The sequence below is a fragment of the Alteromonas sp. H39 genome, assembly GCF_047556435.1.
GTDB lineage: Bacteria > Pseudomonadota > Gammaproteobacteria > Enterobacterales > Alteromonadaceae > Alteromonas.
Window position 1 is genome coordinate 3,642,657 of record NZ_CP180210.1, and the last position, 12,486, is coordinate 3,655,142.

Sequence of the window (12,486 nt, forward strand, 5' to 3'; positions counted from 1 at the left end):
TTGAAAACGCTTCCGGCAAGCTTTATCACTGGAGCGAAAAAAAACCATGTTGAATAATAATAACGAACGCACCCGTGCGCGGGCACGTCGCAGCGCCCGTAAGGCTGCTGCAAAGAAACGCCGAAATACAGCCCTGCTAATCTTGCTGGGTCTGACATCGGTATCTGCTATTGCCGCAATGTTCGGTGCTACGCCTGCCGGTAGATACGTTGCCGGGCTGATGAAAGACAACATGTCACAACTCTTTGCTGAACCGACGTCTGAGCCAACGCCGGGGCAATCGGCTGAGTCATTACATCGTAATGGGGTATCCGAAGACGCAGAGCAACTGGTTACAGCAGACCGCACAGCCATCAATCCGCTAGCCCTGCCTCTCCTCAAGGACACCTACCCTGAGGGCGATACCGACAACTGGAATGTTAATACCCTGATAAGCCGTAAACGGGCGCCTGAAGACAGCAGTGTTACCGATCCCATGAATCCTGAACACTACGGTCTCGGAGACCAGGATGGCGGTACGTTATCCAGCGCATCACTGTGGGCGGCAGTAAGTTTCCAGGGTGATACCGGCAATTTCTTTAATACCGCAGCAAGAACACTACGTTCAGAACAATCAGGCCCGGGTTTTGGGCAAATTGGCGCTTTGTCAGCTGGTGGCATTATCCCCGCGGGTAACCCTGGTGATAATCTGAATTTATATGCCATCGGCCAGTCCGGTACCGCTGAAAGTGGTATTAACAATCCGCTTGTCGACGTTGCTGGCCCATCGGGTATAAACAACGACAACACTAATCAGCAGGGCAACCGCTTGCCAACGCCGTTACCGCTTTTCAAAGTTGCCGATATTGCACCCAATGACGAACCGTTGACACAGCCTGCTTCTGAAGGCCAGCAGGAAACCGTAAACGCCGACACTACTAATAATGGCAGTATCGAAGTCAGTGAACCTGCTACGCTCGCGATATTTGCTTTTGCTGCTTTGTATCTTTTCGGACTGCGCCGGGCGCTGACCAGACGGCCAGTGTTAACAGAGCGCGTTTCGGTATAACCACCACACCGTTGTGCTTATAGCATTACGGTGTGTTTGTATCCGTTTCGGACAGCCTGCGCTTGCGTTGCTTTTCCTGAATGAGCTTGGTGATAATACTGAACAGGTTACTGATGTTGAACACGGTACCGAAGATACTGCCCACCAGCACGGAATAAACCAAACCTAACGATTCAGCAACCAAAAACCACTGGCGAATACGCATCGCATCTCGAAGCACTATCGAGCCGACCGTAAATATCAGCGACGAACTATACGCCACAATGATTAGCCACCCGTGTGCCAGTACAAACCACTCGTAAGCAAAAAACGCCAGATTCGCACCGATGAAGAACGCCACTACACGGTGTGAGCGTGTTCGCAATGCAACCAGATTGCGAATACTTGCCAGCATACACCCAACGCCTGCCGCCATCGCATCCAGCATAAAAAAATGGATACTGACACTAAAAAGCGCACACGCGGATATGATCAGATAACGATCTACCTGGTTTTGCCGATAGCCAATAAAATTCAAAATGACTGCCAGGGCGCCGAAGCCCTCCGCCAAATACTGCATGAAAATGGTGTCCTGTTTTACCAATTTGCATTGGTATTTGATTGGTATTATTACAACTGTCTACGCAGGCTGTGTGTATCCAGCGGAAGGAACAACGGCTGCAGAATGGAATCTGCAGGATAGGCAAAAAGTCCGAACCGATTCCCCTCGCAATGACTCAGCACGACTGCGTGGGAGGGTAACACGTCCATATCCTGGTGACAGGGATCAAAAAGCGGCACATCATACTTACCTAACTTCAGGATCGCTACTTTTTGCGAGCGATAATCTACGGTATCGGCGGCAACCGGAGATGACAGTCTCGCGTATACCTGATAGTACGGCACGCGCCACTCGCGTCCCATCCAGAGAAAGGGTTGCAGTACCAGTCGGTTGGCATATCGTTCAATGCACGTAGGCAGCATAATCAGACGCCTGCAGTGTTAAAAGTTCAGGTAATAATCCCGGCAAAGTGCTTTGAATGCTTCAGAGTACTCGCCAGCCTCGTTATGGATAATGATGTTGTCTTTCTTAACTATCGATGGCTCACGGCGAAAACGCAAGGCCGCAACGTAGGCAGGTTTCTCTGCAACACTTTGTACCCATAGCAATGAATCGCAATAGAGTCCTTCGGCTTCTGCCTGAGGTATAAGAAACTGAACGGCGGGGGCAGGATACAAACAGTAAAAATCACCGTCTCTGTCCAGGTAAGCATTTACCCAATGAAATAACGCTTCAGGTTGTAAACTCCCGGTTTGTCTTGCCTGTTTTCTGGCGGCACTCTGCTTTTCATATGCGCGGCTGTGCTTTTGCACGCTATCAAAGTAAGGCGGGTTAGACACAATCAGATCATATTGTCGCGCCGGCGCCTGCGATAGCACGCACCCCTGACATGTGTTGATATTCTCTGCCCATGGAGAGCGCAGCACGTTTTCACGAGCTTGTGCGGCAGCATCAGCGTCAATATCTATGGCATCGATTACTGCATCGGGCGCCGCTTTTTGCGCCAGCATCAAAGCCAGAATACCGGTGCCCGTGCCAATATCGAGCATCCGGGTTTGCGACGTTACCTGTACCCAACTGCCCAGAATCATACTGTCGGTGTTCACTTTCATCGCGCATTTGTCCTGTTCGATGCTGAATTGTTTACACTGGAATGCCAAGAGGCTGTCCCCCATCATTGATAAACCGCTGTAAACTGATCATTTTGCGTGCGACTTCCCCGGCTTTTACCGGTTTATATTTTTTCAGAGGGCCTACCATCAGCGGCTTAATGACAGGCGCAAGCGCCTGGCCAACAGATTCCATTGGCCTGCTGTCTTTGCGATCTCCTAACAATAACGATGGACGCACCGCGGAAGCATGCTCCAGTTGCGGCATTCGCATGATCGCATTTTCCAATTCACCTTTTACCCGCAGATAAAAGCTGCTGCTGGTAGCGTCAGCACCCACCGAGGAAATCCAGACAAAGCTGTCTACCCGTTGCGCTCTGGCAAGCTGTGCGGCAATGTGCACGTATTCAAAATCAACTTTTCGAAAAGCGGATTTTGATCCCGCTTGTTTGAGGGTGGTTCCCAGGCAACAATACACATGATTAACCGAAAAATATCCCTGGTAATCCTGAAACTGTTCGAAGTCGATCACCACCGGATTCAGTTTATTCTCCGGATCGTCAAACATAGACGCAGACAGCGGTCGACGCACCAGCACCGTCACGGCATCATAGCGCGGGTCCTGTAACAGTAACGAAACAACCTCTCGTCCCACCAGACCCGTCGCTCCCAGCACAATTGCGGAATTCTTCTTACTCACCTTGTATCATCCTGTGTAATCACTACAATCATTCTTTCGACAGCAGCAGTATGAAGATAATAATGAAAAAAGCCCTTGTTTTTGGAGCCCTTATGCTCAGTACAGCAATTCAGGCTCAAACGCTCACAATTGAGCGTATTTTCGAGTCTCCTTCTTTGGATGGCAACGCCCCGCGTAACCTGAAAGTATCGCCTGACGGCGAGCGCGTCACGTTTCTGAAGGGCAAGCAAACCGATTACGAACGTCTGGATTTGTGGGAGTACCACATTCAAAGCGGCGAAACCCGCATGCTCTTCAACTCAGATGATCTTCACAGCGGTGAGGAAAACTTATCTGACGAAGAAAAGGCCCGCCGCGAGCGTATGCGCCTGTCCGGCTCGGGCATTGTCAGCTACGAATGGTCTGATGACGGAAAATCCTTATTGTTCCCCTTAGGTGGCGATGTGTACTACTACCAACTGGGCGATAAAGACGCACAGCAACTGCTGGATACTGAAGCCTTCGAGACTGATATAAAACTGTCTCCCAAGGGTAACTACATCTCTTTTGTGCGTGACCAGAACGTGATTATAAAGCACATTGCCAGTGGCAAAGAAACGGCCATCACCGAAGACGGTGGCGGCAATATCAAGTATGGCATGGCTGAATTTGTTGCACAGGAAGAAATGGGCCGGATGACGGGCTACTGGTGGGCCCCGGATGAGAGCCATATTGCATTTACCCGCGTGGATGAGAGCCCGGTAGATATCATCACCCGCTCAGAAATTTATGCCGACAAAATCGATACGATTGAGCAAAAATACCCGAAAGCCGGTACCGACAATGTGGAGGTCACGCTGGCTATCCAGAATATCACTACCGGTAAGCGCACCTGGGTGGATATGGGAGAAGAAAAAGACATCTATTTCGCCCGCGGCAACTGGATGCCCGACAGCGACACCTTTACCTACCAGTGGCAATCACGTAACCAGCAACAATTGGAACTTCGTGCTTATTCACTTGCCAGTGGCAAACAACAAGTACTGATAAAAGAAGGTAGCCCAACCTGGGTAAACCTGCATGATGATCTGACGTTCTTGGCAGACACCAACCAGTTTATCTGGGCATCCGAGCGAGATGGGTTCAAACATTTATATCTATACAACAATGATGGGTCGCTGGTTACACAAATCACTGACGGTGACTGGGTGGTAGACGAGCTAGAAGCTGTCGATACCAAAGCGGGCGTGGTGTATTTTACCGGCCGTAAAGACACGCCTCTGGAAAGCCATTTGTATCAGGTTGGGCTGAAGGGCGGCGACGTGAAGCGCATTACCGAACGCGATGCCTTCCATGAAATTACCTTTAGTCGCGATGCCTCTATTTACATCGATCGATTTTCCACCATCAACACTCCGTTTCAGGTAAGTCTGCATAATGCCAGCGGCGAACAAATTACCTGGCTGGAAGAAAATAACGTCGACAAAGACCATCCGCTATTCCCTTACATGGACAGCTGGACGAAGCCCGAATTCGGCACTATCACTACTGAGGATGGCGCAGATCTGAAATACCGCATGTATAAGCCTGCAAACCTGAAGAAGAAACATCCGGCGATTGTATTCCTTTACGGCGGTCCTCATGCTCAGGTGGTTCAGAACAAGTGGTACGGCAATCGCGGACTGCTGATGCAGTACTGGGTCGATCAGGGCTACGTGGTGTTCTCACTGGATAATCGTGGCTCGAATTATCGCGGTAAAGCCTTTGAAGATCCTATTTACAAGCAAATGGGCAGCATTGAAGTGGACGATCAGGTAGAGGGGGTGAAATTCCTGCGCACCCTGCCCTATGTCGATGCACAGCGCATTGGTGTGCATGGTCATAGTTACGGTGGCTACATGACACTGATGGCGATGTTCCAGGCGCCAGAGTACTTTAAAGCCGGCGTATCAGGCGCGCCGGTAACAGACTGGCGCTTATACGATACCCACTACACAGAACGTTATATGGGTAATCCTAAAACCGATGATGCCGCTTATACAAAGTCATCAGTCTTCCCTTATGCGAAAGACTTAAAAGGGCCGTTACTGATTTACCACGGAATGGCTGACGACAACGTACTGTTTACCCACAGCACCATGCTGTATAAACATTTACAAGATCTGGCTATCCCTTTCGAAACCACGGATTATCCGGGTAAGAAGCACAGTATTCGTGGTAAACAGACTGGGATCCACTTATACAAAACGATAACCAACTTTTTTAACAGAAATCTGCATCCTGCGCAGTAGTCCGTATAAAATAGTACAAATATCAAAGGCATAATCATCATTGATGGTTATGCCTTTTTATTAGCAAGACTTATTAATCCATACTCAAATAATCTTTTAAACGTTTGTTTAGTTTTTCTTCATAGTGTAGGTTAAGACTCGGGGTTTCGACCTCCAGGGGTGTCTTAGCAAAAAAGATCGACTCAAGTCGGCAATAGGCACAACAATCACAAGTGAAGAAGAAGTATATATGTTAAAAACAACAATCAAACCTACACTGGCAGCAACCCTGCTAGCCCTCGGTTCAACCGCAGCTTTAGCGGATTCAAACGACAGATACATCATCCAGGTGGACAACAACAGTAAAGGCATCGTCAAAGCACTGGCTAAACAGTCAGGTGCTGATATTCATATTGACGCAAACGGATTCATTGCCGCCACCTTCTCAGGGAAGTCGTTATCGGATGTAAAAGGGTTAATGAACAACCCGCATGTTAAATTAGTAGAACAAGATCAGGTCCGTCGTCCGATGGCGTTGTACAACGACGACGCTGGTAATCCGGACACCATGCAAATCACACCTTATGCCGTTTATCAGGCGCAGGCTGATCAGGTAACTTTCGATCCTAATGCAGGCATGAAAGTGTGTGTGATCGATTCTGGTCTGGATGACTCTAACCCAGACTTTGTATGGAGCAACATCACCGGTGATAACGATCCGGGTACGGGTAACTGGTTCGATAATGGCGGTCCTCACGGTACGCACGTAGCGGGCACCATCGGTGCGGCTGACAACAGCTACGGCGTTGTGGGTATGGCACCGGGCGTTGATATGCACATTATCAAGGTATTCAACGCATCAGGCTGGGGTTACTCTTCTGATCTGGCCTATGCCGCTCAGAAATGTTCACAAGCCGGCGCGAATATCATCAACATGAGCCTGGGTGGCGGTGGTGCGAACAGCACAGAAGAAAACGCCTTTATCGACTTTGTTAACAATGGCGGCTTTGTCGTCGCAGCAGCGGGTAACGACGGTAACGATGTGCGTTCGTACCCTGCAGGCTACCCTGCGGTAATGATGATTGGTGCAAACGATGGCGATGACAACATCGCCGATTTCTCGCAGTACCCGTCATGTACTTCTGGTCGAGGCAAGCGCGCTACTTCTGATGAAACCATCTGCGTAGAAGTAACGGCGGGTGGCGTGGATACGCTTTCTACTTACCCTGCAGGCGGTGCCACCATGGCATCAATGACCGCAGACGGTGCAGGTGTAGCGGCATCGGCGATGGAAAACTCAGGCTCTGCCAGCGCAGCAACTTACTTCATGGGTATCGGCGACGCCGTTGATTCCAATGCCTCTGGTAAAGTGTGTGTTATCGACCGTGGCAGCATTTCGTTCTATGACAAAGTAAATAACTGTGAATTGTCAGGTGGTGTGGGTGCAGTGGTCGTCAACAATGAGCCAGGTATGCTTTACGGTACGCTGGGCGAAACCAATGACACCAGCATTCCTGCCGTTGGCGCAGCACAGGAAGATCGTAGCACTCTGCTGGCGGCTTCAACTGTTGATATCAGCATCGGTGCAAGCGACTACGGCTTAATGAGCGGTACATCAATGGCGACGCCTGCGGTAGCCGGTGTGGCAGCACTGGTGTGGTCAAATCACCCAACTTGTACCGGTGAAGATATACGTGGTGCACTAAAAGCGACCGCACGCGATGCAGGCACGGTCGGTAAAGACGTGTACTTTGGTTACGGAATTGTGCAGGCAGCTGATGCCAGTGCTTACCTGACAGCTAACGGCTGTAGCGGTGGCAACGGTGGTGGTGATAACGGCGGTGGCGACACTGGCGGCGATCTGACACTTACCGCAACGGGTTACAAAGTGAAAGGGTCTCAGGCCGTTGACCTGTCCTGGTCTGGCGCCGCCGGCTCTGACGTTGACGTGTATCGCGACGGCAGCGTTGTTGCTACCACAGCTAACGATGGCGCTTATACTGACGCACTGAACACCAAAGGTGGCGGCGTGTACGACTATCAGGTATGTGAAGCAGGAACCACAACCTGTTCAGCAACCATGACGGTGGTATTTTAATATCCACGTTACAAATGGGCCGGCCATAATTTTATAGTGCCGGTATGAATTAAGGCTACAGCAAGGTTTAACTTAATCCTTCTGTAGCCTTTTTTGTTGGGTTGGCTTTTTTGCAACCAGACATCGATTCCGATAAGGTTTTTATAAGCCCGCCACTTACTGCAAGGGCCAGCACGGAAGGCAAAGTAGTAAACAGATGCAATCAAACCTCATAAAATTTTTCTTATTCGTAGCATTTCTGGTTTGCCTGTATCTCACATTGATTCCTTCGGCTCCAGATAACGCAAAACCTGAACTGAAGCCAGAGTCAGTGCCTCAGCAAGTCACAGAGAACAAGTCATTCTCGCAACGCGATACGGCTTCTACATCACTCGCCGCCTATATTGATGCCTGTATTGCCGACGGTAACGACCCGCTGCCTGACACTTCCGAAGACTACGCCATGAATGACCTGAAAGAAGTTGACCGCTTTTTTGATGCCATGAGCGAACCTGTGGAGCAGGGAGAACAAAAGCTTCAAAAGTTGGTGAGCTACTACCGCAATCATCCTGACGATGCGTTAGTCGCGCTGGAGATCATTCGCGTATGCACCGCCCCCCTGCACTAGAACAATGCGATTCTGCGTTACTGGGGTCGCTGACAGTTTCTTCTTCCGACGCTCAGCCCTGGATATATCTGGCTAGCTTTCACGCTGCGCGTGGCGACAGGGAAAAGGTGTTACAGGCTATGAAAAGCGCCATTCAGTCTGATTTCTATGGCAACGGTTATGCTGAGCGGGTCAGCAGGTTATCCGACATCATAAATCAAAATACGTCGTGGGGCTTATACAGCGCTGTTGTCGCAGCCATTGGTATTGAGGCGAGCAACTCAGTGTTTCCTCAAGATGTCTTTTCGTTTTGTAGAAAGGCGTCTTCTGACCTCTATACCGCAACGTTGTGCTACCAGTTGGGTGAGGACATGGCGTTGCGAGGCAAAACCCTCGCGTTGTCTGGAGTTGGTCAGAGCCTCACTACCATGATGCGCAACGTCAGTGAGTTTCACTTACCGAATGACAGCGTGGTAAACATTACCCCGGATGAAAGCGCCGACATGCTAACAATAGCGCCACTGATGAAATACCATGACCGGCTTTTGCTGAACTGGCTGGACGATCTGAAAGCGCTTGGAGAAAAGCAGGCTGCGGGACGTGCGATAGAAACGGTCAGGACACTGGCAAAATCCGGAGACTATTCGCACTGCGCCGATTAAGTGATCCCCGTAAAGGACGCCCTTCTTTACCTTCAGCAGAGAAGAGCGAAGCCGGTATACACATTACACAATCGAGCCATACCGGCCATGTCTGTGCACCTGGGATGGTTGTTATCCAAACAGCTGGTCAGCCAGCGTCTTCTGCACTTTCTGAGCAGAATTTTTACTCATTTCTATTTCCACCGGGACATCCTGCCCTGATACCCAGATTTTCAGCTCAGAATCGGTATCGAAGTGCCCCGCCGTTTCAACGATAAACTGCGTGATGGCACGATACGGGATCGAGTGATAATTCACCTTTCTGCCAGTCAGACCTTGTTTATCAATCAGTATCAGGCGTTTGGTGGTAAATACACTCAAATCTCTGATTAATTTGAACGCTGCAATCACCTGCTCGCTGTCCGCCATCACCGGCGCTAATTCCTCCTGAATTTCAGCAGCATCCGTCTCGCTGGCGTTACCCATTAATGTATCAAATAGTCCCATGTCGTGTTCCTTCTTCGAGTTTTCATTCACAGATACCACTTAGGCATGGCTGACGAAAGCAACTGCACCTGACAGTGGTAATTACGTGCGGGCAAGCCGCTCCTGCAGTGGCTTCGGTTTGTCCAGCGCAAAGCCCTGCCCATAATCAACGTTCAAATCTGCCAGGCATTCGCACGTCTCGGCATCCACCACAAACTCTGCAACCGTCTGCTTGCCCATGCTATGAGCGATGTTGTTGATTGCTTTCACTGTAGCATGGTCGATTTGATCGCGCGCCATGTTCCTGACGAACGAGCCGTCGATCTTAATATAATCGACATCCAGGTTTTTAAGATAGGTGAATGACGACATACCCGCGCCAAAGTCATCTAAAGCGAAACGACATCCCAGCTCACGAAGCGACTCAATAAACTTTTGTGCAGAAGACAAGTTCGTCACTGCCGTCGTTTCGGTTATTTCAAAGCACACTTTCTCGGCAGGCACCGACGTGGTTTTGATGCGCTGCACAATTCTCTCAAGCATCGTCTCATCACCCAGTGTTAACCCGGACAGGTTAATAGCTACCTTTCCCAGAGCATCAATATGATGCGGGTGCTGCTCCAGCGTTGCCAGCGTGTTTTCGAACACCCACCAGTCAATTTTGTTCATCAGACCATGACGTTCAGCCAGGGGAATAAACAGCCCCGGACTAATCAGCGTATTGTCTTGCGCTGGCAACCGCAGCAAAATCTCGTAATGTAGCGGCGCTTTCTCTTTATTTTTCAGCGGCAAAATTGCCTGACTAAAAAGGACAAACGTATCATCCTGCAGCGCCTGATGAAGCGCATTCAATACGGCTGACTCCGTGTTATCCATTTCCTGTTGAGCAGAGTTTTCATCAAAAAGATAATAGCGATTTCGCCCCAGGTATTTTGCTTTATAGCACGCGTTATCTGCAGCTTTAATCAATGAGGCAGCAGAACCACTTTGCTGGCCAATTTCTATCACTCCAATTGAAGCGCCGATGAAAAACAGCTTATCATCGTAGGTAAATCGATAGGCAGAGATCGCGTTTAACAGGTTATCCAACTTACCCTTTACGTCGTTCACACTCTGATGTCGGTAAATAATGCAAAATTCATCTCCACCTATGCGTGCCAGCAAATCGTTTTCCGAAACATGCTCTTGAAATAGTCCCGCGATAGCTTTAAGTAACTTATCTCCAGCCGGGTGCCCGCAACTGTCATTAACCAGTTTAAAGCGATCCATGTCGATGAAGCACATGACGCCGGCTTCTTCTCCTCGCTTAACCTCACTAAGAAAATCACGCAATTGATTATCGAATGCGTAACGATTCATCAGTCCGGTCAGTTGATCATGGTTAGCCTGGTAAATCACTTCCGCCTGCAGTTTTTTCTCGTTAGTCACATCACGCGCGATCCCTTCAACGGCAACGAGTGTTCCGTTGTCATCCACAATCGGGGTGTCTGCATACTCAATAACAAACTCATCACCTTCGGGGGCGCGATAGTGAACGAGGTAAGGTTCTGGCTTACGAACTGCGGCAATTGCTTTTCTGATTTCCCGGGTTTCGTCCGGAACCTGCTGTACCAAGGCGTGTTCATTCACACAAAAGTAATCTGGTTCCACCCCCATGATGGCCTGAACGCCAGCACTGGCATAGATAAACCGGTGACTGGCCTCTTTGGTGTAAACAAAGTGGCGATGCATGCCGTCGATTAAACGCCGGTAGCGCTCTTCGCTTTCTTTTAACGCTTGCTGCGCGTTGAATCTTGCTGTCACATCCCTGGCCGTAAGAGCGATATTTTCACCAGCCTTCACCACCTGTATTTTCAGCCACTCAGAATCTATCAGTGGGCTGTTTATCTTCAGATATCGCTCATCGGGTGTCTCTGAATGGGCTACCTGCCGGACGACATCAATCAGCGTCGGATGCCCGATCAGCTGGAACTGTTGTGACAGCGGTGCCTGCTGGTATCCGGTATCAGTACTGCAAAAAAGGTTTTGCGCATACTGATTAGACTCCACCAGCTTAAAATCAGTGCCTACTGGCTGATAAATCAGCAGCGCATCCAGAGATGCTTCGCTGGCCATTTTGTAGCGCTGCTGACTTACGGTTAAATTAACTCCCGCCTGCAACTGCTTATGAAGCACCCAACTCACCACCAGCGACATCAGAACGCCAACGATGACAATGATCGGCCCTGATGACAGGTTGCCAGGCTCAGACTGCATAGTCAGTGTCCACTCGCGCTCTAGAAAGGTGAAGGGCTCAGCCTGAATTTCAGTGCCATCCGGTACAATTTGACCACTGGAAAACAGCGCCACGTCTGCGTCCCTAAGCACAAAATTGAATTGCGGTCCGACTAACTCTCCCAGCATTACCGCAAGTATCGTCTGCACATCGAAACCCGCAATAAGAAAGCCATGTTCAGGCTCTTGCGGACTGATGGCTCTGCCAATCACAATGTAGTGATGTTCGGTTACTGGCGAATACACCAGCGCATGGGAAAATGATTCGCCCTGAGAAACAGCAACCCCTGTCGCCGACATTGGCTCCCCTATCAGGTTGTTGCTAAGCCGTGATTTTACTCCGTAGGATGGCGTGGTCACCCATTCAATCACCCCGGTTTGATTTGCGAAGGTTATCGAGCTAAACCCTTTTTGCATTCCCAGCAAAGACACAGCCTGAGCGTTAAACCAGTCAACCTGATTGGGCTCGAACGTCGGCCAGTTCTGCATGAGATTTAACAGTGCCTGCCTGCGCTCAGCGGCGATCACTTCCAGACTGATCTTTACCTGTTCCGCAACAGAGTGCGCTTTAGAGATCCTCGCCTGTTTTTCCTCGCTGTCCAGATAAAAGCCGGCCGCAATAAACAGCAACAGCAATAAAGCACATAATGAGGCGGGCAATGCGTATACCCTGTGTTTGAAATGTCCTGGCATCGACTACTCTCCCCAATCGGATGCGCGAGTGTACCGGCGGACTATGACCAAATTATGAATT

The 12,486-nt window shown here is 49.8% G+C and carries 11 protein-coding genes; 5 read left to right on the forward strand and 6 right to left on the reverse strand.

The window, feature by feature from the left end; all coding sequences use genetic code 11:
• Positions 1 to 46 precede the first annotated feature (46 nt).
• A complete protein-coding gene (locus ACLBLI_RS15890; protein WP_414828547.1) occupies positions 47 to 1,048 on the forward strand; it encodes a hypothetical protein in 1,002 nt (333 codons plus the stop codon).
• A 25-nt stretch (positions 1,049 to 1,073) separates the two neighbouring features.
• Here the strand turns inward: ACLBLI_RS15890 and ACLBLI_RS15895 are convergent, their stop codons facing one another.
• From ACLBLI_RS15895 to ACLBLI_RS15910, 4 genes are read right to left on the reverse strand one after another with little or no spacing between them, the layout of a single operon-like run.
• Positions 1,074 to 1,607 carry a YgjV family protein gene (locus tag ACLBLI_RS15895; protein WP_414828548.1) on the reverse strand — a complete coding sequence of 178 codons (534 nt, stop codon included), beginning with the start codon at positions 1,605 to 1,607 and terminating at the stop codon, positions 1,074 to 1,076.
• 50 nt (positions 1,608 to 1,657) lie between these two features.
• Positions 1,658 to 2,011: a hypothetical protein gene (locus tag ACLBLI_RS15900; RefSeq protein ID WP_414828549.1), complete on the reverse strand. Its 354-nt coding sequence runs from the start codon at positions 2,009 to 2,011 to the stop codon at positions 1,658 to 1,660.
• Positions 2,012 to 2,029: 18 nt separating this feature from the next.
• On the reverse strand, positions 2,030 to 2,701 hold the full coding sequence (locus tag ACLBLI_RS15905) for a tRNA1(Val) (adenine(37)-N6)-methyltransferase (protein ID WP_414828550.1): 672 nt from the start codon (positions 2,699 to 2,701) through the stop codon (positions 2,030 to 2,032).
• A 31-nt stretch (positions 2,702 to 2,732) separates the two neighbouring features.
• Positions 2,733 to 3,398, reverse strand: coding sequence for an NAD(P)H-binding protein (locus tag ACLBLI_RS15910; RefSeq protein ID WP_414828551.1), 666 nt, complete (start codon positions 3,396 to 3,398; stop codon positions 2,733 to 2,735).
• A gap of 62 nt (positions 3,399 to 3,460) precedes the next feature.
• On the opposite strand from ACLBLI_RS15910, the gene ACLBLI_RS15915 reads away from it, so the two are divergent.
• The 4 genes from ACLBLI_RS15915 to ACLBLI_RS15930 all read left to right on the forward strand — a co-directional run bounded on the left by ACLBLI_RS15915 (position 3,461) and on the right by ACLBLI_RS15930 (position 8,993).
• Positions 3,461 to 5,668 (forward strand): alpha/beta fold hydrolase, encoded by a 2,208-nt coding sequence (locus ACLBLI_RS15915; RefSeq protein ID WP_414828552.1) that lies wholly within the window; start codon positions 3,461 to 3,463, stop codon positions 5,666 to 5,668.
• Positions 5,669 to 5,897: 229 nt separating this feature from the next.
• Positions 5,898 to 7,745 carry a S8 family serine peptidase gene (locus tag ACLBLI_RS15920; protein WP_414828553.1) on the forward strand — a complete coding sequence of 616 codons (1,848 nt, stop codon included), beginning with the start codon at positions 5,898 to 5,900 and terminating at the stop codon, positions 7,743 to 7,745.
• A 196-nt stretch (positions 7,746 to 7,941) separates the two neighbouring features.
• Positions 7,942 to 8,352, forward strand: coding sequence for a hypothetical protein (locus tag ACLBLI_RS15925; RefSeq protein WP_414828554.1), 411 nt, complete (start codon positions 7,942 to 7,944; stop codon positions 8,350 to 8,352).
• Entirely contained in the window at positions 8,331 to 8,993 is a 663-nt protein-coding gene (locus tag ACLBLI_RS15930; RefSeq protein WP_414828555.1) for a hypothetical protein, read from the forward strand. The genes ACLBLI_RS15925 and ACLBLI_RS15930 overlap by 22 nt, the downstream gene beginning before the upstream one ends.
• A 111-nt stretch (positions 8,994 to 9,104) precedes the next feature.
• On the opposite strand, the gene ACLBLI_RS15935 is transcribed toward ACLBLI_RS15930, so the two are convergent.
• Both ACLBLI_RS15935 and ACLBLI_RS15940 read right to left on the reverse strand, forming a co-directional pair.
• The gene (locus ACLBLI_RS15935) at positions 9,105 to 9,479 is read right to left on the reverse strand and encodes a PH domain-containing protein (RefSeq protein WP_414828556.1); all 375 of its coding nucleotides are present in this window, start codon (positions 9,477 to 9,479) and stop codon (positions 9,105 to 9,107) included.
• Positions 9,480 to 9,560: 81 nt separating this feature from the next.
• A complete protein-coding gene (locus ACLBLI_RS15940) occupies positions 9,561 to 12,425 on the reverse strand; it encodes an EAL domain-containing protein (RefSeq protein ID WP_414828557.1) in 2,865 nt (954 codons plus the stop codon).
• Between the last annotated feature and the right edge of the window lie 61 nt (positions 12,426 to 12,486).